Origin of the sequence: Lonsdalea quercina subsp. quercina (assembly GCF_000688695.1) — a bacterium.
GTDB lineage: Bacteria > Pseudomonadota > Gammaproteobacteria > Enterobacterales > Enterobacteriaceae > Lonsdalea > Lonsdalea quercina_D.
Genome location: NZ_JIBQ01000009.1, coordinates 65219 through 91807, shown reverse-complemented (window position 1 = coordinate 91807; position 26589 = coordinate 65219). Strand labels below are relative to the sequence as shown.

Below are 26589 nucleotides of genomic sequence, written 5' to 3'. Positions count from 1 at the left end.
GCCTCACAGGTAGCTATAAAACAGGCCGTCGAGCAGCCGGGTCCAGCCGCTGACCAGCACGAACAGCAGCAGCTTGAGCGGCAGCGAGAGCGTCGTCGGCGCGACCATCTGCATCCCCAGCGCCAGCAGCACGTTAGAGACGATCAGGTCGATGACGATGAACGGTATGTAAATCAAGAAACCAATTTTGAATCCCGCTTGCAGTTCGGAGAGCACAAAGGCCGGGATCACCAGCAAGATATTGTCTGTGGTCGCTTTTTCGGACATGGCGGCGGGCCACATGCGGATGCTGTTCTCATGCAGATGGGTGAGAATATAGGGGTCGGTATTGCGAGACATAAACTTCTGCAACGGTTCGATGCCGTGCGTCGCGGTGGTTTCCAGCGTGCCGAGATCACTCATATCCAGCGGCGTATCCTGAAAGCGTTGTTTGATATCGCCGAAGACCGGCGCCATCACGAATAAAGTGGCGGCGAGCGCGATGCCGTACAGCGCCATATTCGGCGGCACCTGCTGTACCCCAATGGCGTTCCGGGTGATCAACAGTACGGTGGCGATTTTCAAAAAACAGGTACAGACCACCATCATGAGCGGGATCAGCGACAAGGCCCCCAACATCAGGGCGAACATCACCGGATCGAACGCGCCCGCCGTCATGACATGGGCTCCCGATCCGGCTGCAATGCGCCAAGCCGTTGGGTGATTTGCAGGCCCAGCCGTCCAGCAACCTCCACCAGTTCGCCCCGGGCCAGCGGCACCTCGCCGTGATAAAGCATCGCTTCGCCCGGCAGCGCCTGCTGGACCGGAACCACGCTGCCGCACGACAACTGCTGCAACGCCTGAAGCGTCAGAGAAAGGTGCCCGCAGCGGACCGTCAGCGTCAGAGGCAGCGCGGGCAGCGGCGTGTCATCAGCCGTTGCGGTTGTCGCCATCTCGTCGGCAAACGGCATGTCATGTGGGGATGAGGATTCGAAAGCGTCATTCACCGGACACTCCTCCTGTTCAGCAATAAGAAAGTGGGTGGGCGTCAGGCCGCTCCATTGGAGCTGGCCCTGAAACCGTCGCCCGCCGAGCGAAATAAGGCCATCGCCGTGCGGGGTAAAACTGCAAGTAGGTGGGTAAATCAGGTCGCCCGGTTCCAACGCGTGAATGTGTTTGGGTGACAATGTCACTTCCGCCAGCGCCAGGGGCACGGAGATCGGCAGCGTCGGCGGCAAAGGGGACGCAGAAGAAAACCAGCCCGGCTGACGCAGTAACGACAGCAGCTCGCTAGCGGCCATGCAAAGCAGACTGCGGGCGCGCCGGGTCGCGACCTGAACGTCCAGCCACAGCGGGATCGCATCGGCAGCGATATCGCCGTTAACCGGCGCCAGCGGTCCCAGCAGCGCGTAAAGCGGCGGGCTGAAAGCATGGTTAAACAGCGCCCAAAACCACTCGGCCGCCGTCGGATCTTCTTCCAGCGTCGGCAGCAACGCCGGGCAGTCGGACATCAGCGACAGCGCTGGCGCTGGATCGCTGAGCGAGAAGCAACCCGCCGCGCTTTGCCAGACGCGTGCGGGAGCCTTGGCTTCCCGAAGCGACGCCAGCGACAAACGCAGCTCGCCCTGACGCCCGTCGTCAAAGCTGAATGCGAAGCGGCAGCCCTCCGCCAACTGCTGGGATATCCGCGCCTGCAACGGCGTGAGCGCGCGTAGCCTGAGGGGGGATGGCGATAACGAGGTGTTCATGACGCCTCCTGAACTTCAAATCCCAGCCGGATTGGGCAGTCGAGCGCCGCAGACAGCGCCCGTCGGCAGCTTTCTCGCTGCCGACGGACCTCTTGATAGGCAGAACGCTGGAATCGCAACATCACCTCCCAGCCGGTGGGGGGCAGCGTGCTCATCCGTACATCGACGTCGCCCAGCTGCGGCAGTTGCAGGCTGAACGAGAACGGGCTGTGGGAGGCGAGATCGCGTCGAGCAGTCAGCTCGGCGTGTAGCGCTTCAGTGAGTGACGTTGTCACTTCATCGGCGGCGGCGTCACGCGTCAAACCCGACGACAGGGTGCCGGTATCCTCAGACGCCAACCCGGGCGTACAGAAGTTGAAAGGCGGTGCAGATAGCAGAAGTTCGAAGTCCGAGGGAGGCGCCGTCGCTTCATCGCCGGAATGGGCGGCACCTCCGCGCGGGCGCGGCAACGGTTTCTCCGCCGAAGGCGACGGAACCGTGCGCGACGGGGATGAGGGGGCGGCTGGCGGAAGATAAGCACTCATCATGGCTCCTGATTCAGGGTCAGTAAAAATTCCAGTTTTTCGACGGCCTTTTGGCGCTGGCGCAGCAGCGCGCGCTTGTCGGCGACCCGCCGTCGGTGCTGTTGGCAGCGCGCCTCTCCGTCTTCGTATTGCTGCTGCTGTTGTCGCAGGCGGCCGATCTGTCTTTGCGTCCGCTCACGCTGCTGTTGCAGACTGTCCAGCGACTGCGCCTGTTCCTGCTGGTGCTGACGGAACTCTTCTTGCTGTTGCCGGTAATGTTCCTGCTGCGCCTCTCGTTCCTGCCACAGCACGTCGAGCGCGGTTTCCTGCTGCGCCAGCGTCTCCGTTTCTTCCCGCAATTGCGATTCGGCGCGGCGCAGGCGCTGACGACGGATAGGCAGCAGCAGTTGGAGGGTGGCGTTCAGCGAGGACATGGCGCGCCCCCGGTCCAGAGCGTCAGCGCATTAGGCGTCGGCATGGCGGCTGACCTCGCTGAGTCGGGCGGTAATCTCCGCAAAGGTAAGGGGTTCGCGCATCGGCTGTTGCAGGAAGGCGTTGATTTCCCCATGAGCGGTGACCGCGGCGTCCGTCAGGGCATCGTGTCCCCGCTGATACTCGCCGAGTCGGATCAGCATCTCGACCTGCTGATAGGCGGCCATCAGTTGTCGCAGCGCTCCCGCATCCCTGAGGTGCGCTGCGCTAGCCACGCTGCTCATGGTGCGGCTCAGGCTCATCAGGATATCGATCGCCGGATAGTGATTGCGCTCCGCCAGCCGCCGCGAAAGCACGATGTGGCCGTCGATGAGCGACCTCACTTCGTCCGCGACCGGATCGTTCATGGAGTCCTGTTCGATCAGCACCGAGTAGAGCGCGGTGATCGCGCCCTCGCGGGTTTGTCCGGCCCGCTCCACCAGCCGCGGCAACAGGGTATACACCGACGGCGGCAGGCCGCCGCGTCCTTGAGGTTCGCCGAGGGCCAGACCGATTTCACGCTGCGCGCGGGCGAAACGGGTCAGCGAGTCGACGATCAGCAGCACCTGTTTGCCCTCGGCTCGAAAGGCTTCCGCGATGGCGGTGGCCGTGAAGGCGGCGCGAGCGCGCTCCATGCTGCTGCGATCGGATGTTGAACATACCAGCACGGTGCGTCGGCGCAGCGCGTCGTCCAGTTCGTGGTCGAGAAATTCACGCAGTTCGCGGCCGCGCTCGCCGATCAGTCCGAAGACGATAGCGTCGCAGGGCGTGTTGCGGGCCAGTTCCGCTAATAGCGTGGTTTTACCGCAGCCCGCGCCGGCAAAAATCCCCACCCGTTGGCCGCGGCCCACGGTCAGCAGGCCGTCGATCGCACGCAGTCCGGTCGGCAGCGGCTCGCTGATGCGCGGGCGTTCGGTGGGCGGCGGCGCGTCGCCGATGACGGGAATGGGGTTGGGGCAGTCCGTACCGGGTTCGACGAAAGCGGACTGGCTCTCCGCCGTCAGCGGCCTGCCGAAACCGTCCAGCACGCTGCCCAACAGATTGTCGGAAACGTGGACGCAGTGCGGCTGATAGAGCGGCGTGACCACCGCGCCTTGCGCGATGCCGTCCAGCGCCCCCAGCGCAGACAGAAAGACGTGCTGCGGACTGAAGCCGACGACTTCGGCCAGCACCTGCGTCTGATCGTGGCGTTCAATTCGGCACAGATCGCCAATCCGGGCCTGCGGCAGGCAGGACTCTAGCAGGATGCCGCTGATACCCGTAATTCGGCCCCGTAGCTGAACCGGCGCATAGTCGGCCAGACGCCGTCGCTGCGTGGTCAGCCAGCGTTCGAGCAGCGGATAGCGGCCCGGTTCGTCGGTCGATAGCATAGCCATTACCAGTTCACCTTAATCTGCTGTTTGCCATTGAACTCGATCTGGTTGTTATCAATGCCGACCAGCCGAAGTCCATCCACCTCGTCGCCCACGAACAGACGTTGACCGTTGGACGTCACCACGTTGGCCTGCGCGCCGCTGGTCACTTGTACGATGCGAAACGGCAGCGTATCGCCTTTCACCCGGGTGTGATTTTCAATCGGCTGCGTGACACGGTAACGCTGTTGAAACCGCACCAGCATGCGATTGATCATCGGCATTTGGTCTGCGGCGAGCGCGCCGCTGAGGATGATGCGATCCGTCTGTTGGACGACCTGCACGTTGCTTAACTCGCGCTCGTTCAGCATGGCTTGCAGCGTGGCGGCGGATTGAGCCTGCGAGATCATCGGGATACGCGTATCGGTCGGCGGCGCGGACGGCATGGCGACGCTATCCTGCATCAGCCAACTGCCGGTCAGCAGCACCAGCGTCCCGATGAGCAGCAGGTAGCTGCATTTCGCCCACAGCGGCAGGCGGGCTTTGGGTTCAGCGCTGGGCGTTTCGGCGGGGACGTCGCCGGGCGGCGTCGACGGCGGCTCCGCCATCGGTTCGAGCGTGTGATCGGGCTGGTCCGCTTCCGCTTCTTCCTGCCACGGCGTCTCCGCGCTGACGATACATAGCCAGATGGCGCCCGCAGCGAACGGCGTGCCCGGCGGGAGCGGGATCGACGCGTCCACCGGATGTCCCTCGCTGTCGTTCACCACGCCCTCCAGCGCGGAGAGTACCCATGCCTCTCCCTGTTTTTCCAACAGGCAGTGACAGTCGCGAATACCGGGGTCGTACAGCACCATATCCGCATCGTCGGCGGCGCCGATACGGCACGATTGTCCATTCAATGGCAGGGCGGCTCCCCGATGCAGCCCGGTCAGTACGCGCAGTTCAAACATGATTCTGCCTTCTTCTTAGTTGTGAGCGGTAATGTCATGCAGGTCGATGCGGCCTACTACGTTGATGGACAGGTACGACTCCAGCTCGGTGAATGACAGCACCGGCAAAGCGTGAAATTCGTCCTGCACCAGCGCCCGAAGGGGACTGCGCAAATCCTGCGCGACCAGCAGCAGGGACGACAGCGGCGCGGTAGGCGGAAAGCTGTCTCGTAGTTGCGTCAGCAGCGCGGCCGCATCGTGTTGCGCCAACGCGAAGAAGGTGTCGTTTTGCGTTTGGCGCAGGGCGTCGCGCAGCAGCTCTTCCGTTTCCGGCGTCAATAGCCAGACGGACAGGCTGTCGTCCCGGCTGTATTGGTGACAGATCTGCGCTTTCAATTGCAGACGGACGTAATCCGTCAGCGCGTTAACGTCGCGCTCATGCTGGCCGACCTCGATTAGCGCTTCCGCTATCGGGCGCACGGCGCGCAACGGAATGCGTTCGCCCGCCAGCTTTTGCAGCACGCTGGCGAAGCGGGAGAGCGGCATAATGCGCTGCAGCTCCTGCGCCAGCTCCGGCTGTTCGCTTTCGAGCCAGGCGAGAATGGACTTGGTCTCCTGCAGGCCGATGAACTGGGCCGCGCTCCGATGAATGGCGTTTTCCATCCGCAACAGAATCAGCGTTTCTTCCGTCTGACGCGCCAACGCCGATTGTTGCAATAGCGCATGATCGGCGGGTAGCCATAGCCAGTGCGCTTCGTCGCGGGCGGGATGGCCTGCGCTCAGGGTTTCCTCTTCGGTGGCTTCCGGCGGCACGTCTTGGCGGGCGACCGCCAGGCGCGCGGTACCGAAGGTGGCGCGCAGCAGAGGGATCTCATAGACGCAGAATTGAAACTCGTCCGGCGCAATTTCAGGGGTGAATTCGATGTCGAACGAGGGCAGCGTAAAGCCGAACTGGTAGACCAGCCGGTTGCGCAAACGCCGGATATTCTGCACCAGCAGTGCGGCGTACGGCGCGTTGCGGCAGTCGGTGTGGAAGCGCAGCAGGTAGGCGCGCGTGGGGTTGAACCGACGAAGATCCTGATAACCGTTTTGCTCGGCGGGCATGTTGTCCGCCGCCAGCGCGTTGAACTCAGCCAGACCGAGCTGCTTGGCCCGCCACAGCTGAAAAAGCCCGCTGGACAGAGAGAGCAGGCTGATAAGCAGGAAAACCATCGTCGGCATGCCCGGCAGCAGCGCGAAGCCGAACATGCCGATGGCGGAGATAATCCACGCCTTCGGCTGGCTGGTCAGCTGCTCGGCGATCTCGCGGCCGATGTTGTTATCCACCTTTTGTCCGTCGGCGGAGACGCGCGTGATGATCATCCCGGCGGTCAGGGAGATCAGCAGTGCCGGGATCTGCGCGATCAGGCCGTCACCGATGGTCAATACCGAGTAGACGTGCATGGCGTCGCCGGCCGCCATCTGGTGTTGCATGACCCCGATGGCGAAGCCGCCGATCATATTGATGAAAACGATCACCAGGCTGGCGATCGCGTCGCCTTTGACGAACTTCATCGCGCCGTCCATCGCGCCGAACAGCTGGCTCTCTTTCGTGAGATTTTCGCGTCGCTGTCGGGCCTGCTGGGCGTCGATCAGGCCAGCGCGCAGATCGCTGTCGATGGACATCTGTTTGCCCGGCATGGCATCCAGCGTAAAACGCGCCGCCACTTCCGCCACACGTTCGGACCCTTTGGTGATCACCAGAAAGTTCACCACCGTCAGGATCAGGAAGATCACCAGTCCCACCGCCAGATTGCCGCCCACGACGAAGTTGCCGAAGGCCTCCACCACGTGGCCCGCGTCCTGTTGCAGCAGAATCTGACGGGTCGTCGAGATAGATAACGCCAGTCGAAACATCGTGGTCAACAACAGCACGGCGGGAAAAGTCGAAAAGGCCAGCGGCTTGGGCAGATACATCGCCAGCACGATCAGGAGCGAAGAGATGCAGATGTTGAAGGCGATCAACACGTCAATCAGCCCCGTCGGCAGCGGGATGATCATCATGAAGACAATGGCCATCACAATCACCGCGCCCACGATTTCTGAACGCTGCATGGCGCTGATGGCGATGCGGTTGAGCCAGGAGATCAGTAGGGTCATCTGCTACTCCTTGCCCGGCGTGGCGGCCCTTCCGTCCGTCTCGTGGCGGGATAGATCGCCGATCAGACCGCGGATAAGGTGCATCGCGGTGTGGCGATGTTTGCTATCTCGCCACAGCGTCTGCGGCAGACCGCCCACGAGCCGCAGCAGGGCGTTGAAAAACAGTAATTGCCGCTCGGCATGTTGCCCGGCGACTTCGCGCCCCAGATTGTGCAAGTCGCGAACGTAGGCGCCATTGGCGCTCAGGCCGATTAGCCGTCGCGTCAGTTCTACCGCGCTGAGCGTAGCCGCCGGGAAGCGGTGGGCGTCGTGCTCCAGCAGCTGTTGGCTGGACGACAGCGTGTGGCTCAGCTGACGAGCATCGTTGAGATGTTTCAGCATCTGGCTCAGCGCGGTTTTTGAAATGGATGACGCCAGCGAGGCGATATCGGCGGCGAGCGCCCGTTGCAGGGTACGCAGGCCAGCCGCGAAGTGCTGGGCGTCAAAGCGTTCCAACAGGGCGTCCAGCAGCGAGCTCGGTGATTGCTGATGAACGATACGTTCGTAATAAAGCTCGCGCAGGATCTGTTTCTGCTGCGGGTCGGTGCTGAACAGGGAGATGGCGGCGGCGGTGTTCAGCCCGGCTCGGACCTCGGGGCCTTTATCCTGTTGAAGCCGTTCCAGACTTGACTGGGCCGCGTGTTGCAGCGACGCGTCACCCTGTTGTTGGGCCTGCGCCAGTACATGACGCAGAACGATATCGCCGCGCGCCGCATCGCCGCCCGCCGCCTGTACCAGCGCATCGACTGAGGCCGGGGGCGTTTGCAGCATCAGCTGCCGCATACTCCGGACCTGCTGGTCCAGCGTCGGCTGACGGGGGTTTTCCAACAGGTGAAACAGCTCGGTCAGCTTTTCGATACGCTCGATATTCGCTTCCATCCGGTTTTGCGTCTGGCTGATCTGCCTGCGGTTCAGCGACTTGCTTTTGCGCTCCATCTGTTCGCCGAAGGCGGCCGATACCTCTTCCATCCCATCATGGATGGCTTTGTCGTGAGACGCCTTCGGCGACGAAGGCTGAGCGGGGGCGGCGGTCGGTGTCTCCGCGTCCACGGCGGCGCTAAAGGGCGTCGCCGGATTGGCTATCGCCGGAGAGAGAGGGGGAATGGCAACCATAGTCAGTCCTGCCTGAATCCATCTTTTGATTAAAGGTATGCGGTTATGTGGCGTTAAGAGAAATCTGGTTCCCGCATTGGTCCCTATCGTTTTTATTGTCACTAAATGCGCGGACCAGGGATGACAGTGTGATTGCAATCGTTTGCATTTTGGTCAATGCGCCCCGGCAAAATGTGGCGCGAATGGGCTGTGTTTCATAATAAAAAATCAAGCAAAAACAACCTGTTGATAATGTTTTTCTCGCTGGCATACGCCTTGCTATCTCCTGTGCGCCACTCACGGCGCAACCATGGAGAACCAGCAAATGGAAACACTTGTTTTGTCACCGGAAAAGGTCTGCACGATTGAATCTCATCCTGAGGCTGTAGACTGGGAACAGGTCTTTCGGCAGCATGGCAAACGCCTGCAAAATTTCCTTCGTAAACGCGTGGCTAACAAAGAGGATGTGGAAGACTTGCAGCAGATGACCTACCTGGAGGTGCTCAGAAATCGCGAAAAATTCGCCGGCGCATCGCGTCCGGAAACGTGGGTGTTCGGCATTGCGCTGAACCTTGTCCGCAACCACTACAAACAGGCGAAAGCGCACCTACACGAAGCCGCCGAGGACGAACTGGAAAAGCTCTCCTGCGACAGCGATCCCAGCCGCATCATCGAGTGGGGCCATACCCTGCATCGTGTGCTGACGGCGAGTACGCATTTACCGGAGGAGACCCGACACATGCTCGTGATGCTGGTCGACTCCGATGCCAGCTATCAGGATATTGCCGCACGGCTAGACATGCCGATCGGTACGGTGCGGTCTCGCCTTTCCCGTGCCAGGGGCTTCCTGCGTCAGGCCGTAGACGCCTGAGCTTTTCTCTGACCTCGCGGCAAAAGAGAACCACTTGTCATTCAGTTTGATTACCCGGTTACAGACCCTGTCATCCGGAGATGACTGTAACCCCGTACTGCCCGTGGCGCCGAGTCGGCGTCCGGGTAGATCTGCGACAGCATGGAGATGGCTATGTTATACCCCCCAACGTCCCCTGAATCCCCTCATTCCGAGGAGGTTCCACCGATGGAACTTGTCGCGTTCGCATTCAGCCGGATCAAAGACGCGATCTACATCGTCAATGAGCATAACCAGTTTTGTTACGTCAATGCCGAAGCCTGTCGGACGCTGCACTACAGCCAGCAGGAGTTTCAGGAAATGTACCTCTGGGATATCGATCCTTGCCGGAGCGCGGAGTTGATTCAGCACAGCTGGCGCGACTGGAAGCGCGGGCTGACGTTTGAAACCCAGCATATCAGCCGATTCGGCGCGGTGATTCCGGTCGAGGTCAGCGTCAACCATTTCATCCATAAGGGACGGAAATACAGTATGTGCGTCGTGCGAGATATCCGGGAGCGCAAACACATCGAGAATATCGCCTATGCGCGAGAACAAGAGTTCCGGGCGCTGGTGGAAAATACGCCCGATCTGGTCGTCCGATTTGGTCCGCAAATGACCTGCCAGTATGCGAATCCGGCCACGCTGACCCATCTGGGATTCACCGCCGATCAGCTGCTCGGCCATCGGCTGACCGATCTGATGCCCGACGCCTGCTGCGCCCAGCATATTCAGCAGCTGGTGCAGTTGGTCGTAGACACGCAGAGCAGCGTGGAGGGGGAGCTGGAGGAGGGTACGCAGGAGCTCGGTGATAAACCGCGCGCCGTTCACCATATTCGCTGCGTCCCCGAGTTCGGCCAGAACGGCCAGCTGTCCTCTATTCTCACCGTCGGACGCGATATTTCCGCGATTCGATATGCGGAGAAACGGCTTGAGGAATCCCACAGTCAGCTGCGGCTACTCACGCGCCAGCGTGAGATTTCCCGGGAGGAGGAGCGGAAGCACATTGCCCGGGAAATTCATGACGAACTGGGGCAGCACCTGACGTCTATGCGTATCGGCTTGTCGCTGCTGCGTATGCAATTCGCGAAAGAAAATCCTTCATTGTTGACGCCGTTACAGAATCTGATGGCGCTATCCGATAAGACTATCCAGGTTGTGCGGAATGTGGCGACACGATTGCGTCCGAACGTGCTGGACATGGGGCTGACGCCGGCGCTGGAGTGGCTACGGGATGACTTTGTCCGTCAATACGGCGTCCAGTGCCAGCTGCATGCGCCGGAACCCGAGGTGTTGATGAATGACGAGTGCGCGACCGCCGCGTTTCGTGTGGTGCAGGAGTCGCTGACCAATATCGCTCGCCATGCCGCCGCCAGCGAGGTGGTCATTGCGCTCGAAAACCGGGAGGGGCTGATTGTGCTAAGCGTGCAGGATAACGGCAAGGGCTTCGACGCCCGAGAGCAAAAGCCCAACACGTTTGGCCTGATGGGCATGAAAGAGCGCGGAAGAATGTTGGGCGGCGAGGTGACGATCACCAGCCAGCCCGGCAGCGGTACGTTGATCCGCATGATGTTCCCGCAGCGTGCCGTCGCACGCTAACACCGCACGACAAGATAGCAGGGAAAACACGGTCAACATCTTAGGAGATTTACTGAATGAAACTCATCCGATTAATGATCGCCGACGATCACGTCATCATGCGGGAGGGACTAAAACAGATATTTGCATTGGACGAAACGCTGCAAGTGGTGGCGGAGGCGGGAAATGGGGCGCAGGTGCTGACCACGTTACGAGAGGTTGAAATCGATCTGCTGTTACTGGACATGAGCATGCCGGGCATCTGCGGAGAAGAGCTGATTATTCGGGTATTGGCGCAGTATCCGCGCTTGCCCATTTTGGTCCTGAGCATGTATAGCGAGCCGCAGATTGCGCGACGCGTGCTCAAAAGCGGCGCGCTGGGCTACATCACTAAAGACAAAGATCCGGAGGCGCTGCTGATCGCGATCCGTCGAGTGGCGCAGGGGGCGCGCTATATCGACCAAACCATCGCCGAGCAAATCGTTTTTGCGGATTATCTGACGGACGATCGCCCCAGCCACAGTGTGCTGACGGCGCGCGAACATCAGGTGATGATCATGCTGGCGCAGGGAATGGGCGTCAATGCGATCGCGGAGGCGCTTGCCATCAGCAACAAAACGGTTAGCACCCACAAGTCGCGTTTGATGGAAAAAATGCAGTTCACTTCCAACGTCGATATCGTCAAATACGCATTAAGCCAACGACTGATCCCGTAGTACGGCGCTGAAGTCCCAGCCTGAAAAATAACCACTCAAAACTTCTGGGTAAGGATTTTCCTACTTTTCCACCATTTATTCCTACAGCAACTTCAGCAGTTGACTGATGGTTTAAAACAGCGATGACAGTAATGCTTTAGCGGCTTCGTCAAGTAACCGTAAGGTGTTACTTTTTTTTGTGCGTGAATCGTTAAGAAATCGTAAGCATAATAATGAAGTCGCAGGCTAGGCCATTGACTGTGGCCGCCTAGATAAGGATAGCCCCCAAGGGTACAGGAGTTGTCATGAGCATCAGAAACCGTCATGTATCGAGTCGACATCTTCCCTATATTGATTGCGGAACCTTTTTTGAGAGCCAGGAAGAAGATATTCATGCCGAGTTAGGCGCCTTAATCAACGATATCGCTCCGCTGGACGTCGATATCATTCTTGAAGGAGAGACGGGGACCGGAAAAGATACGCTGGCACGTCGAATCCATCGGCTCTCCGGCTGTTCAGGACAGCTGGTGGCGGTCAACTGCGCCGCGGTCCCGGAAAATCTCGCGGAAAGTGAACTGTTCGGCGTGGTGTCCGGCGCCTATACCGGCGCCAACCGCTCGCGCGCCGGCTACCTGGAGACCGCGGATAAAGGCATTTTGTTTCTCGACGAGATCGACAGCATGCCGCTGACGTTACAGGCCAAGATGCTGCGCGTGCTGGAGAATCGCGGCATCGAGCGGCTGGGCAGTACGCAGTTCAAACCCGTGGATATGCGGGTGATCGTCGCGACGCAGACGCCGCTTATCAAACTGGTGGAGGAGGGGCGCTTTCGTCGTGACCTCTATTTTCGTCTTGATACGGTCAAAATCCAACTGCCCACGCTGCGCTCCCGCAGTGACATCATCTTACCCATGTTTCAGCGCTTTACGCGCGCCGCCGCCGAAAGGCTGCAGCGCCCGGTGCCCGCCCTGTGCGCGGAAGTACACGAACGGCTACTGACCCATAGCTGGCCGGGCAACCTGCGTGAGCTTAAGGCTGCGGCCGAACGCTGGGTGCTCGGGCTATCCCCGCTGGCATCCCGATCTGAGGCCGGGACGGCGCCGACGCAGCTCAAGCACCGACTGCGGCGCATTGAAAAATTTCTGATTCAGGATGCCTTGCGGCGTAACGGCCACTGCATCGACGACGTAGTGACAGAGCTGGGGATCCCAAAACGTACGCTCTATCACCGTCTGAAGCTGTTGAAGGTCCCCTCGCGTGATTTCTGACGGGCTGCGGGTAGGCTGGCTGCGAAAAAGTTGTGTTCATCCGGAACCGTTGACCGCTATCTCCTACTTAATAGATGAACACGATGACAGGGTCGTCGTCATCCGGTTCATCACACTCTCAACGACCTTATTTCACTGGAGATAACAACATGTTTGGACTTTCAAGTGCCGCATCCCTGGCCTCAATGCAGACTCTGGATAAAACCATGGCGGAAACCACCGCTATGACCACGGCGGCTCAGAGCCAGAAAATGAAAACAGATGCGATGAACTCCATCGCCGATATGCAGATGGACTCGGCATCAAAAGCGATGAACGCCAGCACCAAAACCGCGAAGTCGATCCAGTTCTGATCGCCGTTATCGCTAATCGAATGGCCGGGGGATTCCCCCGGTTTTTTATAGGTGAAATTTCATCGGTAAGAGGCAGAAACAGGATGAAAATTTCTCAGATTTCAGGTGCGAGCCACGCCTTTTCGGGCATGGGCGGACAAGACGTGACGACGGCGCCCGCGGCGGAAGACGTATCGTGGTTTAGCGCGGCGATCTCGCCCGGCGCGACGGCGAATGAGCCGGAAAAGGGCAATGCCGTCTGGATTGATGCGCTGGCTGGCCGTTCCAGCCATCTCGACGGGCTTCGGCAGAAAGCCGAACGACAGGTCGGTAAAAGCATCAATAGCAATAATCCCAAGGATGTGATGGACGCCACGCGGACATTGTCTTCGTTTTATCTCGAAAGTTTGCTCAACGCGAAAGTCGTGGCCAAAAGCGTACAAAGCCTTGAAAAACTGACTAATTTACAGTGAGGTTGAAGCCATGCGTCACTGTGCGCTCAAACGCGGGTTGCTCCTGCTGCTCGTCTGGATTCTGACGGGATGTGGCGACCGAGTGGAACTGTATCGCAACCTGTCGGAAAACGACGCCAACGAGGTGATTGCTGAGCTTGGCAGCTATCACATTGATGCTGAGAAAAGCATCGATAAAACCGGCATTACGTTGCTGATCGACGCCTACGATATCGAGCGAGCGGTGAATATTTTGAATGCCGCCGGGCTGCCGAGGCAGAACCGAACCAATCTGGGCGAGGTCTTTCAGAAAACCGGGGTGATCTCAACGCCGCTGGAAGAGCGGGCCCGCTATATCTATGCGTTGTCGCAAGAAGTGGAGTCCACGCTTAGCCAGATCGACGGCATTGTGGTCGCTCGCGTTCATGTGGTCCTGCCGGAGCGTATTGCCCCCGGCGAGCCGATTCAACCCGCCTCGGCGGCTGTCTTCATCAAGCATCGCGCTGATCTGGATCCGGATAGCATCAGGCCGCGCATTCGGCGCATGGTCGCCAGCAGCATTCCGGGGCTGAGCGGAAAAAGCGACAAAGATTTGTCTATCGTTTTCTCCCTGGCTAAGCCCTATCAGGACCGCGTGCAAACGGTCTCGCTGGGACCGCTGACGCTGACGCCGCAAGGGCTCAATCACCTGCTGTGGGCCGGTTTTTTTCTGGCGCTGGTGATAGCGGGAGGCGTGGGTGGATTTATGGCGAAGCCCTGGTGGCGGCAACAGAAAGCGCGTAAAAATCCGCCGACGCAGGAGTCCTGACCGATGACGCTCCTCGAGGGAATGAGCCGGGAGGCGCAGTTGAGATGGGTCCGCTGGTGGGCCTACGGCTGCATCCTGGAGGCGGACGGCAGCTGGCAGGTCGATGCCGGTCTGGCGGGAGGGCGAACGGCGATGGAGAGTCTGGCCCCGCATCAGCATGCGTGTTTGCGCGCGCGTTGGAGCCTGCCGGAAAGCCTGCCGGAGCCGCCCTCGGAGGCGTTGTGGGCACTGATCGCCCTGACGCCGGACCAGCGCGTCTGGGCGCTTGAGCTGATCGCGTCCGTCTGCCGTGCGCCGGAGCACCCCCTGCCGCCGGCGCCGTCGCAATGGTGCCGACGACTGGCGAAAGCATTGCGTCCGGGGCTCTGGCTGCCCGAAAACCTGAGTTTTACCGCACGGCGGCAGAGCGATGCGCTTTGCCTGCTGCGGCATTGTTTATCTGCAGCCGCCTGGCCGCGTGTTCGACTGCTATTTCCCCGCTCATGGAGCGTCGGTGTTGAGGAGACGCCCGCAGCGGCGTTGCCCGAAAGTCGAGTGAACGCGCTGTGCGACGCTGCGATATGGAAAGCGCGCCTTAGCGCTGCGCCGGACGGTGACGACGTCGGCGTGTTTGTTCGTCATAGAAGAGAGGCTTGAGTGAAATGGAAAAAAGGGAATCTGTATGCTGACACGAAAACAATTGAGGCTGGTGACGGGTAGGGATACCGAGGAAGAGACGGTCATCAAAGCGGATCGACTACAGCAACATCAGCGTGGGCTCCAGGTGATTGAGACCGCCGAACGGCAAGCGAAGGCGTTGCTGGCGGATGCTGAGAGCCGGGCGGAGGCCGAGACGGGGCGGACGATTCGGCAGGCCGAGGCGCGTTTTATGCAACAGGCGGACGACATCCTGCGCGGATGGCAACAGGAAAGGGCGCAGATGGAGGCCTTTATGGCCGAACAGGCGGGTCAGGTGCTAAATGACGCGATGCGCCAGCTGGTGCAAGATGTACCGGACGAGCAGCGCACCTCCGCGTTACTGCGTCAGCTGTTACGCCATCAGAGCGGCGAAGGGCGCGGCGTGCTGTATTGTCATCCCGAGCAGCAGACGCAGGTGGCGAACTGGCTGGAAAACCACACGCATCTGGGGTGGCAACTCGCCATCGACGACGTATTGAATAAAGATGAACTGCAGCTCATGACGCCTCAGGGCGTAATGAACCTGAGCTGGCGCCGCGCGGTGGAACAGCTGATCCCTGCCCCTGCTTCTACGCCTTAGCCTACACGGCCGTCGCGTGGCGTCGGACTTCCCGACGCCTCACCGGCTCATCGCCCGTCGGCCCCCGCATGCTGATGGGATGCCGATCCTTTGAGCATGATGTTGAAGGATCGGCGTGGCGAGTGTTATGCCCCGATCCTTTTACTATGTGCCTCCTCGTTCGAACTTTTTCCCTCCTCTGGAACCACCGCCGATGGCTGACCACCTAATGGCAGGTTCAACAACTCACAGGAGTACGCATCATGTCTTCATCGGTGGGATTACAGCGTCGGCTGGATACCGCGTTTGTGGATGCGCAGTCGCAGCTGGATGCGATGGCGCTGAATGTGGCGGAAGGGGGCGCAAACATGGCGGACAGTCATGCCTTTTTTGAAGCCAGCATGGACTACGCCAACGCCAACTGGGCGACCGGACAGCTACTGAGCGTGAAACACGGTTTGGCCAAGGCCATCATCAATGACTTCAACTGAGCTCATCCACCTCATCGAGCACTGGCTGAACAGCGTGGACGGCCCGCTCTCGCTTGATATTGACAGCGGGCCGGTTTTGCTGACCCGCTATCCGCGCGGCATCGGCTGTTCGGCGCGGTTGACGTCGGGGAACGAGGTGGACGATGCCTTACTGCAGCGGGCGCTGGTGTTTTCAACCGCCTCGCTGCGGCGCTTTGGCTGGCAGGCGGCGGCGCTGGCCTACGCCGAAGGGGACAAACAGCTCTGGCTACTGATGCGTCACGAGCCGGATGAGCCTCAAGTGCTTTGCCGCGCGCTGGAAACCTTGGTGAACCAGCGGGATGCCTGGCAGGGACTGTTGCTTCCGGAACGCCGCAAAGCCGCCCTCCCGGTCACTAACCTACACACGCTGGCCTGGTCGCAAGGAGATTGGCATGCGTAACCTGATCTGTTCATTTCTATTCACTCTTTATCGCCTGTTGTGCTGGTCGCTGGTGTTGATCGGGATGGTGCCGTTAGCGCATGCCGCCACGCCGTCGTCGTGGAATAAGGGCGCTTACGCCTATTCGGCGGAAAAGGCGCCTTTATCGCAGGTGTTACAGGATTTTGCCGACAGTCACGGTGTTGAACTGAGGCTTGGTGAGCTCCCTGATAGCGAGGTCAACGGTAAAATTCGGGCCGACAGTCCGGTGGCCTTTATCGACCGGCTGGCGTTGGAGCACCATTTTCAATGGTTTGTGTACAGCAACACGCTGTATGTCAGTCCACAGGACGAACAAACATCGGTGAGTCTGGAGATTTCGCCGGAGGCAGCGCCCGATCTGAAGCAGGCGCTGACCGGTATCGGGCTGCTCGACCCGCACTTTGGCTGGGGAGAGCTGCCGGAGGAGGGCGTGGTGCTGGTCACCGGGCCTCAGGAGTACGTCAATCTGGTCAGCACCTTCGCCCGTAAACGTGAAAGTCGGGAAGAGCGCCACAAGGTGATGAATTTTCCGCTGCGCTTCGCTTCGGTGTCCGACCGCACTATCCACTATCGCGATCAGACGCTGGTGATCCCAGGCGTCGCCACCATTTTGAGCGAGTTAATGGATGGCAATCGGACTCCGCCCGTCGGGGCAACGGCCGCCGACAGCGGGGCTAATGCGGCGGCTGGGGGCGAACCGGCAACCGGCTACTCCAACAAAGCGATGGAGAGCGAGTCGCGCAACGTGCTGACGCGCTGGGCCACGCGCACGCCACCCCGCAGCCGTGCTGGCAAACCGGCGCTTGATGGCAAGGTCTCTGCCGACGTGCGCAATAACGCGCTGTTGATTCGGGATGACGAGAAACGGCGCCCGGAATATCAGCAGCTCATCGACAGCATCGATATTCCGCAAAATCTGGTCAATATCGATGCGGTAATCCTCGACGTCGACCGCACGGCGCTTTCGAGGCTGGAAGCGAACTGGCAGGGCAAGCTGGGATCGGTCACCGGCGGCGCCAGTCTGATGTCCGGCTCCAGCACGCTCTTCGTCAGCGATTTCAAACGTTTCTTCGCCGATATTCAGGCGCTGGAAGGCGAAGGCACCGCCTCAATTGTGGGAAACCCCTCGGTGCTGACGCTGGAAAATCAGCCTGCGGTGGTGGACTTCAGCCGCACCGCCTTTATTACCGCGACCGGCGAACGGGTGGCCGACATTCAGCCGGTCACGGCGGGTACCAGCCTGCAGGTGACGCCGAGGGTGATCGGAAAAGGCGACCAGAGCAGCATCCAGCTGGTGATCGACATCGAGGACGGACAGCTGGAGACGAACGCGGAGGGCAATGCCGCCGGGGTGAAACGCGGGACGGTCAGCACCCAGGCGCTGATTGGCGAAAATCGCGCGTTGGTGCTGGGCGGTTTTCACGTCGAGGAGAGCGGCGATCGGGACCGAAGGGTGCCGTTACTGGGCGATATCCCGTGGATTGGCAAACTGTTCACCTCCCGGCGGCATGAGGTCTCCCGACGCGAGCGGCTGTTTATCCTCACGCCGCATCTCATTGGCGATCAGAACGATCCGACTCGCTTTGTTTCTCAGGATAATCGCCGGCAGCTACAGGCAGTGATGGGGCGAGTCACGCAGCGCAACAGCAAAACCGATCTCTACGGCATGGTGGAGAATGCGCTGCGCGATCTGGCTAGCGGTCAGACGCCCGCCGGATTTCACGCCGATAGCGCGGGTAGTCGCCTGAACGAGGTCTGCCGAAGCGCGCGCGGTTTGGTCTACGAAAGCGACCGTCACCAGTGGTACAGCAATGATGCCGTCACGCTGGCGGTTGGCGTGGTGAAAAACCGCGGGTTGCAGCCACTGCGTTTTGATGAGGCAACCTGCCAAGGACGTCGCACGCTGGCGGTCGCGGCCTGGCCAAGAACGACATTGGCGCCGGGACAGTCGACCGAAGTCTACCTTGCGCTGCTGCCGGCCCGTCTGGCTGCGCCGACGCGTCCTTCCCTGATCCAACCCTGATGCCTCAAGGAGAAAAGCATGTATCCCAAGTTGTTCTCGTGCTGTTTTGCGCTGTTGCTGAGCGCCTGTGCGGCTAAAACGCCGACGGCCCAGTGTGCGGACGTTTCCTGTCGTCCCCAGCCGGAAAACCATCAACTGGTGATCTGGTGGCAGCCGGACCTGCGCACCGGCGTGGCTGACTTTACCCAGGTTGCGTTGCCATGACGGAGAGTACCTTAACCGATGTTGAGAGCGGCGCGGCGTTTATCGCCGCCATGAACCGTCAGCAGCCGACCCGTTGGCTGCCGCAGTCCGGCATTGAACTGCGGTTCCAATTCGGGGAGATCGACGGCTGGGCGCTGGAGCTGTCGATTGATCCGGGCAGGCAATATCCCGGACTGCTGCGACAGATTTTGAGTCGTCGCTACGACCGTGACGCCGAGACCGAAGGCGCCCACATCTTCCTGCGGGAAACCAACGTGCTGACGATTGGATGGCTGCTTCGGCAACCGGCCGTGGAATATCCGCAGGTGGTGCGTGAGCTGTTTCAGCTGGCGGGCGTGGAGTTTGAAGAGCTGGAAAGAACGGATTGATCGCGAGGAAATCATCACAAAGAGGAACTGTTTTGTGCCTTGGGTCACTCATTTAGCAGTACCACGCAGGCGTTTGCCGCAGGTACTGGCGTTATGACGCGGTGTTGCGCACGTCATAGCAGGACATTGCCACGACTCATCAAATGGATAAGGAAATAGCATGATTCAAATATCAATCAAGACCACGCCTGGCGCGGATTTCGGATCTCAAACCTCGGGGATTGATAGTTACCGATCTCTGTCCGGCGGGACGGGAACACAGGGCGGCAGCGCCGATCAACTGAGCAGCACCATCGATAAGCTGGCCGACCTGCTGACGGCCCTGATGTTTGCCAGCAAAGGCCAGTCAGACAATACGCAAAATGGTTTACAGAACGGCGGCACCGGAACGAAAAGCGGACTGTCTCCCATCGACACCCAGGATACGGAAGCCGTCGATAAACTGTTTGCCAAGGCGCTGGAGAATCTGCTCGGCAGCGATAAGGTCAATTCGCTGAGTCAGAGCGGCAATAGCGGTGCGCTGCTGAGCGACAGTCAGGCGACCCCGGCTAACAAAGAAGCCTATAGCCAAGGGGTGAAAGATGCGCTGACGCTACTGCTGGGGAATAACGCAGGCGGCAGCGCCGGTACGTCGTCCTCGCTATCGCTCGGCGGCAACGGTCTTCAGGGACTGAGCACGACCTCTGACTTCACCCAGTTGGGGAACGCGGTCGGTTCCGGCGTCGGCAAAAATGCCGGTTTGCAAGCGTTGAATAATATCGACACCCATCGTGACGGCGTGGATCGCAACTTCGTCAACAAAGAGGATCGCGGCACGGCCAAGGTTATCGGTCAGCTCATGGACCAGTATCCTGAAATTTTTGGCAAACCCGAGTACCAGAAAGATAACGCCTCGTCGCCGGTCCAGGACGACAAAAGCTGGGCGCAGGCGCTAAGCAAGCCGGATGACGACGGAATGACCAGTGAAAGTATGGATAAGTTTAAACAGGCCGTCGGCATGGTGAAAAGCGCGCTGGGAGGCGATAACGGCAACACCAATCTGAATCTGCGCGGCGCGGGCGGTTCCCTGCTGGGCATTGATGCGGCGGTCGCCGGAGAGAAGATCACCAACCTGTCGCTGTCAAAGCTGGCGGCCTAATCGCTGGCTGGCGCGGATGACTGTCGGAAGCCTTGTTCTCCGAAAGACGTCCTTTTGCGCTTGCCGAATAGAGGTAATAGCGCAGCGGTGCAGTCTGAGGGCGACGCGACGGCGGGGACATTTTCTGGCATACAGTTCAGTTCTTCACCCCGGCTCAGCCGGGGTTTTTCGTGCGGCGCGAGCGATGTGCGCGTGTCATCGATGCACATCGTGCTCGGAGACGGGGTTGTCAGGAAACGGGCGTCATTCCTGTGAAAATCGGCTTTTGGATACGGCTGATCGGCGCTTGAGCCGACCGTGTTGAGAGCGAGAAGCCGCCGCGGTGGTCAGGATACCGTCGTTGCTTCTCCTCATTCGCTGTTATTTCAGCCCTGAGCAGGGCTGTGCGAGGGGGATCTAAATTTCAAACCCCGGCGCGACTTCTTTGATGGGTTTTTTGCACTCTTCCAACTGAGACGCCTGTGGATTTTTGGCAGAACAGTCGGGTTTGAAGGGATTAAGGGTGTCGCGATAAAGATAGATGAGCAACAGCAGCAAAATGAGGGCGATTCGGCGGAATCGTTTGTTTTTTTTCATGACGTGATCGTTGATTTGTTTTACGAGATGTTAACATTTTACAAAAGCTGAAAGAGATTGTCTCCTCGCTTGAGGCGCTTTCTTCTCTTCATCACCTTCCTCTCTCTGCGGCCGGATGTGAAACTCGGCCCGGACGTCTATTTCGATAAATTCAAAAACTGTGCAAGGTCAAAAAAACAGCGTTTTTTTGGGTTTTGACGAAAAGTCGCGCCATCTACCTGAAGCCGGGAAACTTGGCATGGGGTAACATGGCGTTGATAAGTCGAATTTTTCCGAACAAAGTAAAAAATAAGTTATATAAAAAATGTGCTTATGATTAAATTGCATTTATATGGCAGAGATTTATGCCGTTGTAGTTGATGTAGTAGTCTGTCATTGCAATAAACGTCCAAACATAAGATGTCGTGCGCACTATTCAATTTGGAATGGGATAAATTATGAAATTGCAACAGCTTCGTTATATTGTTGAAGTTGTTAATCACAACCTGAACGTATCCTCTACAGCGGAAGGCCTTTACACCTCCCAGCCGGGCATCAGTAAACAAGTCCGGATGCTGGAAGATGAGTTGGGGATTCAGATTTTTGCACGCAGCGGGAAGCATTTAACACAGGTGACGCCTGCCGGGCAGGAGATTATCCGTATTGCCCGCGAGGTGCTGTCCAAGGTCGAAGCCATTAAAGCGGTCGCTGGTGAGCATACCTATCCCGATAAGGGATCGCTGTATATCGCCACCACGCATACGCAGGCGCGTTACGCATTGCCAGACGTGATCAAAGGCTTTATCGATCGCTATCCACGCGTGTCTTTACATATGCATCAAGGCTCGCCTACTCAAATCGCGGAAGCGGTGGCAAAAGGCTCGGCCGACTTCGCCATCGCCACCGAAGCGTTGCATCTGTACGAAGATCTGATCATGTTGCCTTGCTATCACTGGAATCGCGCCGTGGTGGTCAAGCCCGATCATCCGCTGGCGTCCAAAACCAATATTACTATTGAAGAGCTGGCGGCTTATCCGATTGTGACGTACACCTTTGGATTCACGGGACGTTCCGAGTTGGATACGGCGTTTAACCGCGCGGGACTGACGCCGCGGATCGTTTTCACCGCAACGGATGCCGACGTCATCAAAACCTATGTACGTCTGGGACTTGGCGTGGGGGTTATCGCGAATATGGCGGTCGATACGCAGACGGATCCCGACCTGATCAAACTGAATGCCGACGATATCTTCAGTTACAGCACCACGAAAATCGGTTTTCGGCGCAGCACTTTCCTGCGTAGCTACATGTACGACTTTATCCAGCGTTTTGCCCCTCATTTGACGCGTGATGTGGTGGATACCGCCATCGCGCTGCGCTCGAATGAAGAGATCGAAGCGATGTTTAAAGACGTGGTGTTGCCCGTCAAATAAATGCGCAGTGTCTCTCACGGCCAAAGGATTCACTCTTGGCCGTGAAAACTCCTCCTCAGACGTCGACCTTCTCTTTGTATTCGCAGAGATCTTCTATCAAGCAGGAACCGCAGCGCGGTTTGCGGGCGATGCAGGTATAGCGCCCGTGCAGGATAAGCCAGTGATGGCAGTCCACCTTGAATGCCGCTGGCACGACCTTCAGCAGTTTCTCCTCAACGAGCTCCACCGTCTTACCGGGCGCAAAACCGGTACGGTTGCACACGCGGAAAATGTGGGTGTCGACGGCGATAGTCGGCCAGCCAAACGCGGTATTCAGCACCACATTCGCCGTCTTTCTGCCGACGCCGGGGAGGGCTTCTAGTGCAGCCCGATTTTCAGGCACCTGCCCCTGATGGTGTTCAATCAGCATTCGGCAGGTTTTGATCACGTTTTCTGCCTTGCTATTAAACAACCCAATCGTCTTGATATAACTTTTCACGCCATCCACACCCAGCGCCAGCATGGCTTCGGGCGTATTGGCGACCGGATATAGCTTGGCGGTCGCTTTATTCACGCTGACATCCGTGGCCTGCGCTGAGAGCAGCACGGCGATCAACAGTTCGAAGGGCGAGGTGTAATGAAGCTCGGTCCTCGGTTCAGGATTGTTTTCCCTTAATCGCGACAGTATGGCGAGTCGTTTTTCTTTATTCATAGTGATGCAGTAAAGCCTTCTTCAAAGACCGCAATGGCGTGTGTGCTGGGGATCGCTGCATTCACGACGACATTCCAGAACGGCGAGATTGTCGCTCAGCACCAGCATTATAGCGTTCAACGTTAATGAGACGATATCCGGGGTTGCGTGAGACGATCAATCACGGGAACGGCAAGATTTCCCAATAACACCGCGAAAGCCACCCCTTCAGGATAACCGCCGTAGGTTCGGATAACCCAAACCAACGCGCCGGTCAGTGCGCCGAACAGGAGACGCCCTTTACCTGTCGTCGGCGAAGTGACGGGATCGGTGACGATGAAAAAAGCCGCCAGTAACGTAAAGCCAGAAAAGAGATGCAGCGACAGCGGGGCGCAGGCTTCCGGTTGAAGCTGTCGACCTGCGAGCGCGCAAAGCGACAGCGCCAGCAAAAAGCTCACGGGGATCTGCCAGCGAACGATGCCCCGGGCCAGTAGTAACAGGCCGCCGACCAGGAAAGCCAGATTGATCCACACCCAACGCAATGAGGCGGAAAACCCGTTGAACGTGCTGTTGTCCAACAGCGTGGCAAGCGGTTCTCCCGCAGGGAGTGTGGCGACACCGGTATTGAACGCAAGAGACGGGACCCCGAAGAGTTCGAACGGTGGAAGCGCGCGTTGACGGGAGAACAGGGTTTGTAGCGTGCTAATCACATCTTGGGGTTCGCCCAGCGAGAAACCGTGGAGTATTGAGGTGGGGAATGCCAGCACCAGTAGGACATAGCCCGCCATAGCAGGGTTAAGACGATTGTGTCCTAACCCCCCGGAGAGCTGTTTCACGCTGACGGCCACCGCCGTGGCAAGAACGGCCCACCACCAGGGCGCCAGCGGCGGCAGAATAATACCCAGCAGTACCGCGGTCAAAAGTCCTGAGTTGTCTTTGGGCGTGGCCGCTACGGGCTGCCTTCTAAGTGACAACGTCATGGGCTCGACGACAAGCGCCGTCACCATGGCCAGCATTATCTGAATGATCGTGCCGCAGCCAAAAAAATAACTCTGTACGGCGATACCCGGCACGCAGGCCAGGATCACCCATCGCATCATGCCGGAGGTCGTCTGCCGTTGATGCAATAACGGCGCGCTCGCAATTCTGAAAGCCATTTATTCCTCTTGAGACTTGGGTTCCGTTTGAGATCTCTGCAATGCCTGCGCGGCCTTGCGGGCCTTAACACGGGCGATAGCGGCGGCCACGGCGGCTTTGCGGGGATCGTTTTCCGCTCCGGTATCCACCGCTGCTGGGGTGTTCATCTCCACGGTTGAGACCGATGGGGCGTCAGGCGAAGCCGCCTGCTGCTGTGCGGCTTTACGGGCCTTAACGCGGGCGATAGCGGCCGCCACGGCGGCTTTACGGGGATCGTTTTCCATTCCGTTTTCCGACGGGCGGGNCGGCAGAGCATCGGCAGTCGGCGCGGGCTGATGGGGCGTGGCTGCTGGCGGTTGCGTCACCTTAACTTCAGCCTGAAGAGCTTTAGCGCGTTCAATGGCAGCCATGACGGCGGCACCGGGTTTGCCGGAGGTGATGCTGGTCGTCCCCGTAGCAGGCTTAACGTCCCCCGATGGGGCGGAGTGCGTCTTCGGTGCAGGCGCGACACGTGTTGCAGCTCGTTGATGGCGCTGTTCCCGCGCCTGTTTTTCACGCTCCAACCGGGCTTTTTTCGCGACAAAACGCGCTTTAGCGGCGGCGGCGCGCTGGGCTTCCTGTTCCCACGACTGAATCTCGGCTTTCGACTGACGAAAGTATTGCACCAGCGGAATATGGCTGGGGCAAACATAGGCGCACGCGCCGCATTCTATGCAGGCGGACAAGCGATGCTGGCGCGCCTGTTCATGGTCGTCGTCGCGGATCAGTTTGAACAGCTGTTGCGGCTGAAGGCCCGTAGGACAGGCGTCGGCACATTCGCCGCAGCGGATGCAGGACTGCTCCTCCGTCTCGGGCTGAATTTCATCTTGTGACGGCGCCAGTATCGCGCTGCTGGTCGGGAGGATCGGGACATCCAGCTCCGGCAGCGTGAATCCCGTCATCGGACCGCCCACGATCACCGTAGGTTGTCCGCGGGTCACCCGATAGCCGGCCTGACGAAGAACAAAGCGAACCGGCGTACCGAGTCGCGCCCAGACATTGCCTGGCTGTTGAAGCGCCTGACCCGCCACCGTCACGACTCGCTCGGTCAGCGGTTCGCCGTCAATCACCGCGCGTTTCACGGCGTAAAGGGTGCTGATGTTCTGCACCGAGACGCCTACATGGGTGGAAGGCTGACCGTCGTGGAGGGTTTTGCCGGTGAGTACTCGCGTCAGCACGGCGGCATCGCTGGAGGGATAGCGGGTAGGGATGACCCGGATTTGCACGCGTGGCGAAGCGTGCAGCGCCTGTTTAAGCGCGGCGATAGCCTGCGGCTTATTATCTTCAATACCCAGCAGGATACGCTGAGGCGCGAAGAGGCGGTCAAGGATATCGATACCGACGGCGAGCTCCTCAGCACACTCTTGCATCAGTCGGTCATCGGCGCTGAGGTAAGGCTCCGATTCGGCGGCGTTGATGATGAGCGTGTCGATGTCGCACGTTTGGTCCTTCCAGGGTGAAGCCGTGGCGAGCCCGACGCTGCCTAGCCCGCCGATCCCCGCCTGATGCAGATATCCGCGCAGCGTTTGCGGCGCGATCTGTCGAAAGTCTTGCAAGGGGCGACGTTCTACCCAACGATCGTCGCCGTCGGGTATCAGGATCAGGCTCAGCGCCGGCAGCCCGGACGGATGCGTGGCGGTGTGATAGCGGACGGCCTGTACCGTGCCGGATGTGGGGGCATGTACCGGCACCGTTGCGCCGAGACTTCGCGTTAGCGGCTGGCCGCGCAATACCTGTTCTCCAACCTGTACGCACAGTTCGCTATCCGGTCCCAGATGGGCTTGGAGTGGAACAATCAGTCGGTCAGGCAATGGCAGTCGACGCAACGGTATCTGATCCGACGGCGATTTCATTTGCGGCGGGCGAACGCCGCCCTTCATGGGCCAAATGCGATTTTTCCCGAAGGCAGTCAGTAAATTAAACATGATGTCCCCCCTGTAAAACGCGCACCGGGATCGTGTTCAGGTCCCAGTTCCAACTGTCGGGGGTCGGTTTGACCGGGTCCAGCGCAATGCAGTCGGTCGGGCAGGGGGAAACACACAGATTGCAGCCGGTACAGAGTTCGCTGACCACGGTATGCATAGCACGTGCGGCGCCGACAATGGCGTCCACCGGGCAGGCCTGAATACATTTGGTACAGCCGATGCAACGGCTTTCGTCAATGCGTGCGACCTGGCGTTCTGGTTTGCCCGGCATCGCATCATCCGGCAAGGGCTGCGGCTCAACGTTCATCTGCTCAGCCAGTTTATGCATCAGAGGCTCGCCCCCCGGCACGCATTTATTTATCTGTTCGCCGTCTTGGATCATGGCTTCCGCATAGGGACGGCAGCCCGCGTAACCACATTGGCGGCACTGGGTCTGCGGGAGCAGGTCTTCCAGCTGTTCAACGGAGGGAGGGGTGTGCCGCAGAGAACGTCGGCGTGAGGCGTAGCCGAGCATCAGACTCGCCGTCAGCGCGAGTGCGCCGAGTGCGGCTATCATCATCCAAAAATTCATCATCACCATTTCACCAGTCGGGTAAAGCCCGTAAGAGCCGACACGTTCGCCAAAAAGGCGCCAACCGGTAGCCGCGGGTATT

Annotated in this window: 29 protein-coding genes; 16 read left to right on the top strand and 13 right to left on the bottom strand. The window is 59.3% G+C overall.

Features of this window, described 5'->3' with window-relative positions; translation table 11 throughout:
- Positions 1-3: 3 nt before the first annotated feature.
- From sctR to sctW, 8 genes are read right to left on the bottom strand one after another with little or no spacing between them, the layout of a single operon-like run.
- Positions 4-657, bottom strand: coding sequence for a type III secretion system export apparatus subunit SctR (gene sctR, locus SB13_RS09715; protein ID WP_026740164.1), 654 nt, complete (start codon positions 655-657; stop codon positions 4-6).
- The gene (locus SB13_RS09710; protein WP_036150280.1) at positions 654-1727 is read right to left on the bottom strand and encodes a FliM/FliN family flagellar motor switch protein; all 1074 of its coding nucleotides are present in this window, start codon (positions 1725-1727) and stop codon (positions 654-656) included. The genes sctR and SB13_RS09710 overlap by 4 nt, the downstream gene beginning before the upstream one ends.
- A complete protein-coding gene (locus SB13_RS17035; protein WP_051616452.1) occupies positions 1724-2251 on the bottom strand; it encodes a type III secretion system HrpP C-terminal domain-containing protein in 528 nt (175 codons plus the stop codon). The genes SB13_RS09710 and SB13_RS17035 overlap by 4 nt, the downstream gene beginning before the upstream one ends.
- Complete coding sequence (locus SB13_RS09700; RefSeq protein WP_036150278.1) at positions 2251-2664, bottom strand: hypothetical protein; 414 nt, start codon at positions 2662-2664, stop codon at positions 2251-2253. Before SB13_RS09700 ends, SB13_RS17035 begins: the two co-directional genes overlap by 1 nt.
- Before the next feature lie 30 nt (positions 2665-2694).
- Positions 2695-4071 (bottom strand): type III secretion system ATPase SctN, encoded by a 1377-nt coding sequence (gene sctN, locus SB13_RS09695; protein WP_036151639.1) that lies wholly within the window; start codon positions 4069-4071, stop codon positions 2695-2697.
- A 5-nt stretch (positions 4072-4076) separates the two neighbouring features.
- On the bottom strand, positions 4077-5003 hold the full coding sequence (locus tag SB13_RS09690; RefSeq protein WP_026740161.1) for an FHA domain-containing protein: 927 nt from the start codon (positions 5001-5003) through the stop codon (positions 4077-4079).
- A 15-nt stretch (positions 5004-5018) separates the two neighbouring features.
- Positions 5019-7121 carry a type III secretion system export apparatus subunit SctV gene (gene sctV, locus SB13_RS09685; RefSeq protein ID WP_026740160.1) on the bottom strand — a complete coding sequence of 701 codons (2103 nt, stop codon included), beginning with the start codon at positions 7119-7121 and terminating at the stop codon, positions 5019-5021.
- A 3-nt stretch (positions 7122-7124) separates the two neighbouring features.
- Complete coding sequence (gene sctW, locus SB13_RS09680; protein ID WP_051616451.1) at positions 7125-8273, bottom strand: type III secretion system gatekeeper subunit SctW; 1149 nt, start codon at positions 8271-8273, stop codon at positions 7125-7127.
- 304 nt (positions 8274-8577) lie between these two features.
- On the opposite strand from sctW, the gene SB13_RS09675 reads away from it, so the two are divergent.
- The 15 genes from SB13_RS09675 to SB13_RS09605 all read left to right on the top strand — a co-directional run bounded on the left by SB13_RS09675 (position 8578) and on the right by SB13_RS09605 (position 20177).
- Entirely contained in the window at positions 8578-9123 is a 546-nt protein-coding gene (locus SB13_RS09675; RefSeq protein ID WP_026740159.1) for an RNA polymerase sigma factor, read from the top strand.
- Between the two features lie 153 nt (positions 9124-9276).
- A complete protein-coding gene (locus SB13_RS09670) occupies positions 9277-10740 on the top strand; it encodes a PAS domain-containing sensor histidine kinase (RefSeq protein ID WP_026740158.1) in 1464 nt (487 codons plus the stop codon).
- Between the two features lie 56 nt (positions 10741-10796).
- Positions 10797-11435 (top strand): response regulator, encoded by a 639-nt coding sequence (locus SB13_RS09665; RefSeq protein WP_026740157.1) that lies wholly within the window; start codon positions 10797-10799, stop codon positions 11433-11435.
- A 284-nt stretch (positions 11436-11719) separates the two neighbouring features.
- Complete coding sequence (locus SB13_RS09660) at positions 11720-12682, top strand: sigma 54-interacting transcriptional regulator (protein WP_026740156.1); 963 nt, start codon at positions 11720-11722, stop codon at positions 12680-12682.
- Between the two features lie 74 nt (positions 12683-12756).
- Positions 12757-13035, top strand: coding sequence for a type III secretion system major pilin HrpA (locus tag SB13_RS09655; RefSeq protein ID WP_463605554.1), 279 nt, complete (start codon positions 12757-12759; stop codon positions 13033-13035).
- 83 nt (positions 13036-13118) lie between these two features.
- A complete protein-coding gene (locus SB13_RS09650) occupies positions 13119-13487 on the top strand; it encodes an EscI/YscI/HrpB family type III secretion system inner rod protein (protein ID WP_026740154.1) in 369 nt (122 codons plus the stop codon).
- Positions 13488-13497: 10 nt separating this feature from the next.
- Positions 13498-14274, top strand: coding sequence for a type III secretion system inner membrane ring lipoprotein SctJ (gene sctJ, locus SB13_RS09645; RefSeq protein WP_026740153.1), 777 nt, complete (start codon positions 13498-13500; stop codon positions 14272-14274).
- Between the two features lie 3 nt (positions 14275-14277).
- A complete protein-coding gene (locus SB13_RS09640) occupies positions 14278-14910 on the top strand; it encodes a hypothetical protein (RefSeq protein WP_051616449.1) in 633 nt (210 codons plus the stop codon).
- 25 nt (positions 14911-14935) lie between these two features.
- Positions 14936-15532 carry a type III secretion system stator protein SctL gene (gene sctL / locus SB13_RS09635; RefSeq protein WP_026740152.1) on the top strand — a complete coding sequence of 199 codons (597 nt, stop codon included), beginning with the start codon at positions 14936-14938 and terminating at the stop codon, positions 15530-15532.
- Positions 15533-15774: 242 nt separating this feature from the next.
- The gene (locus SB13_RS09630; RefSeq protein WP_026740151.1) at positions 15775-16002 is read left to right on the top strand and encodes a type III secretion protein HrpF; all 228 of its coding nucleotides are present in this window, start codon (positions 15775-15777) and stop codon (positions 16000-16002) included.
- Positions 15989-16423, top strand: coding sequence for a type III secretion system chaperone (locus SB13_RS09625; protein WP_026740150.1), 435 nt, complete (start codon positions 15989-15991; stop codon positions 16421-16423). The genes SB13_RS09630 and SB13_RS09625 overlap by 14 nt, the downstream gene beginning before the upstream one ends.
- Positions 16416-18467, top strand: a complete 2052-nt coding sequence (gene sctC, locus SB13_RS09620; protein WP_036150275.1) for a type III secretion system outer membrane ring subunit SctC — start codon at positions 16416-16418, stop codon at positions 18465-18467. Before SB13_RS09625 ends, sctC begins: the two co-directional genes overlap by 8 nt.
- 18 nt (positions 18468-18485) lie before the next feature.
- Positions 18486-18671, top strand: coding sequence for an HrpT family type III secretion system protein (gene hrpT / locus SB13_RS09615; protein ID WP_026740148.1), 186 nt, complete (start codon positions 18486-18488; stop codon positions 18669-18671).
- Positions 18668-19039: a hypothetical protein gene (locus tag SB13_RS09610; protein WP_051616447.1), complete on the top strand. Its 372-nt coding sequence runs from the start codon at positions 18668-18670 to the stop codon at positions 19037-19039. Before hrpT ends, SB13_RS09610 begins: the two co-directional genes overlap by 4 nt.
- A gap of 160 nt (positions 19040-19199) precedes the next feature.
- The gene (locus SB13_RS09605; RefSeq protein ID WP_081821847.1) at positions 19200-20177 is read left to right on the top strand and encodes a type III secretion protein HrpN; all 978 of its coding nucleotides are present in this window, start codon (positions 19200-19202) and stop codon (positions 20175-20177) included.
- 396 nt (positions 20178-20573) lie between these two features.
- Here SB13_RS09605 and SB13_RS09600 read toward each other — a convergent pair whose 3' ends face one another.
- Complete coding sequence (locus SB13_RS09600) at positions 20574-20753, bottom strand: hypothetical protein (RefSeq protein ID WP_026740146.1); 180 nt, start codon at positions 20751-20753, stop codon at positions 20574-20576.
- Positions 20754-21190: 437 nt separating this feature from the next.
- Between SB13_RS09600 and cysB the strand changes: the two genes are divergently transcribed.
- Positions 21191-22165, top strand: a complete 975-nt coding sequence (cysB, locus tag SB13_RS09595) for an HTH-type transcriptional regulator CysB (protein ID WP_026740145.1) — start codon at positions 21191-21193, stop codon at positions 22163-22165.
- 55 nt (positions 22166-22220) lie between these two features.
- On the opposite strand, the gene nth is transcribed toward cysB, so the two are convergent.
- The 4 genes from nth to rsxB all read right to left on the bottom strand — a co-directional run bounded on the left by nth (position 22221) and on the right by rsxB (position 26510).
- Positions 22221-22856 (bottom strand): endonuclease III, encoded by a 636-nt coding sequence (gene nth / locus SB13_RS09590; RefSeq protein WP_026740144.1) that lies wholly within the window; start codon positions 22854-22856, stop codon positions 22221-22223.
- Positions 22857-22978: 122 nt separating this feature from the next.
- Entirely contained in the window at positions 22979-23992 is a 1014-nt protein-coding gene (locus tag SB13_RS09585; RefSeq protein WP_026740143.1) for an RnfABCDGE type electron transport complex subunit D, read from the bottom strand.
- The gene (gene rsxC / locus SB13_RS09580) at positions 23993-25891 is read right to left on the bottom strand and encodes an electron transport complex subunit RsxC (RefSeq protein ID WP_463605555.1); all 1899 of its coding nucleotides are present in this window, start codon (positions 25889-25891) and stop codon (positions 23993-23995) included.
- A gap of 37 nt (positions 25892-25928) precedes the next feature.
- The gene (gene rsxB / locus SB13_RS09575) at positions 25929-26510 is read right to left on the bottom strand and encodes an electron transport complex subunit RsxB (RefSeq protein WP_026740141.1); all 582 of its coding nucleotides are present in this window, start codon (positions 26508-26510) and stop codon (positions 25929-25931) included.
- Between the last annotated feature and the right edge of the window lie 79 nt (positions 26511-26589).

Excerpts from the sequence above, each read along its gene's own strand:
- sctR (WP_026740164.1), bottom strand. The coding sequence starts at position 657 with ATGACGGCGGGCGCGTTCGATCCGGTGATGTTCGCCCTGATGTTGGGG.
- SB13_RS09710 (WP_036150280.1), bottom strand. The coding sequence starts at position 1,727 with ATGAACACCTCGTTATCGCCATCCCCCCTCAGGCTACGCGCGCTCACG.
- SB13_RS17035 (WP_051616452.1), bottom strand. The coding sequence starts at position 2,251 with ATGAGTGCTTATCTTCCGCCAGCCGCCCCCTCATCCCCGTCGCGCACG.
- SB13_RS09700 (WP_036150278.1), bottom strand. The coding sequence starts at position 2,664 with ATGTCCTCGCTGAACGCCACCCTCCAACTGCTGCTGCCTATCCGTCGT.
- sctN (WP_036151639.1), bottom strand. The coding sequence starts at position 4,071 with ATGCTATCGACCGACGAACCGGGCCGCTATCCGCTGCTCGAACGCTGG.
- SB13_RS09690 (WP_026740161.1), bottom strand. The coding sequence starts at position 5,003 with ATGTTTGAACTGCGCGTACTGACCGGGCTGCATCGGGGAGCCGCCCTG.
- sctV (WP_026740160.1), bottom strand. The coding sequence starts at position 7,121 with ATGACCCTACTGATCTCCTGGCTCAACCGCATCGCCATCAGCGCCATG.
- sctW (WP_051616451.1), bottom strand. The coding sequence starts at position 8,273 with ATGGTTGCCATTCCCCCTCTCTCTCCGGCGATAGCCAATCCGGCGACG.
- SB13_RS09675 (WP_026740159.1), top strand. The coding sequence starts at position 8,578 with ATGGAAACACTTGTTTTGTCACCGGAAAAGGTCTGCACGATTGAATCT.
- SB13_RS09670 (WP_026740158.1), top strand. The coding sequence starts at position 9,277 with ATGTTATACCCCCCAACGTCCCCTGAATCCCCTCATTCCGAGGAGGTT.
- SB13_RS09665 (WP_026740157.1), top strand. The coding sequence starts at position 10,797 with ATGAAACTCATCCGATTAATGATCGCCGACGATCACGTCATCATGCGG.
- SB13_RS09660 (WP_026740156.1), top strand. The coding sequence starts at position 11,720 with ATGAGCATCAGAAACCGTCATGTATCGAGTCGACATCTTCCCTATATT.
- SB13_RS09655 (WP_463605554.1), top strand. The coding sequence starts at position 12,757 with ATGAACACGATGACAGGGTCGTCGTCATCCGGTTCATCACACTCTCAA.
- SB13_RS09650 (WP_026740154.1), top strand. The coding sequence starts at position 13,119 with ATGAAAATTTCTCAGATTTCAGGTGCGAGCCACGCCTTTTCGGGCATG.
- sctJ (WP_026740153.1), top strand. The coding sequence starts at position 13,498 with ATGCGTCACTGTGCGCTCAAACGCGGGTTGCTCCTGCTGCTCGTCTGG.
- SB13_RS09640 (WP_051616449.1), top strand. The coding sequence starts at position 14,278 with ATGACGCTCCTCGAGGGAATGAGCCGGGAGGCGCAGTTGAGATGGGTC.
- sctL (WP_026740152.1), top strand. The coding sequence starts at position 14,936 with ATGCTGACACGAAAACAATTGAGGCTGGTGACGGGTAGGGATACCGAG.
- SB13_RS09630 (WP_026740151.1), top strand. The coding sequence starts at position 15,775 with ATGTCTTCATCGGTGGGATTACAGCGTCGGCTGGATACCGCGTTTGTG.
- SB13_RS09625 (WP_026740150.1), top strand. The coding sequence starts at position 15,989 with ATGACTTCAACTGAGCTCATCCACCTCATCGAGCACTGGCTGAACAGC.
- sctC (WP_036150275.1), top strand. The coding sequence starts at position 16,416 with ATGCGTAACCTGATCTGTTCATTTCTATTCACTCTTTATCGCCTGTTG.
- hrpT (WP_026740148.1), top strand. The coding sequence starts at position 18,486 with ATGTATCCCAAGTTGTTCTCGTGCTGTTTTGCGCTGTTGCTGAGCGCC.
- SB13_RS09610 (WP_051616447.1), top strand. The coding sequence starts at position 18,668 with ATGACGGAGAGTACCTTAACCGATGTTGAGAGCGGCGCGGCGTTTATC.
- SB13_RS09605 (WP_081821847.1), top strand. The coding sequence starts at position 19,200 with ATGATTCAAATATCAATCAAGACCACGCCTGGCGCGGATTTCGGATCT.
- SB13_RS09600 (WP_026740146.1), bottom strand. The coding sequence starts at position 20,753 with ATGAAAAAAAACAAACGATTCCGCCGAATCGCCCTCATTTTGCTGCTG.
- cysB (WP_026740145.1), top strand. The coding sequence starts at position 21,191 with ATGAAATTGCAACAGCTTCGTTATATTGTTGAAGTTGTTAATCACAAC.
- nth (WP_026740144.1), bottom strand. The coding sequence starts at position 22,856 with ATGAATAAAGAAAAACGACTCGCCATACTGTCGCGATTAAGGGAAAAC.
- SB13_RS09585 (WP_026740143.1), bottom strand. The coding sequence starts at position 23,992 with ATGGCTTTCAGAATTGCGAGCGCGCCGTTATTGCATCAACGGCAGACG.
- rsxB (WP_026740141.1), bottom strand. The coding sequence starts at position 26,510 with ATGATGAATTTTTGGATGATGATAGCCGCACTCGGCGCACTCGCGCTG.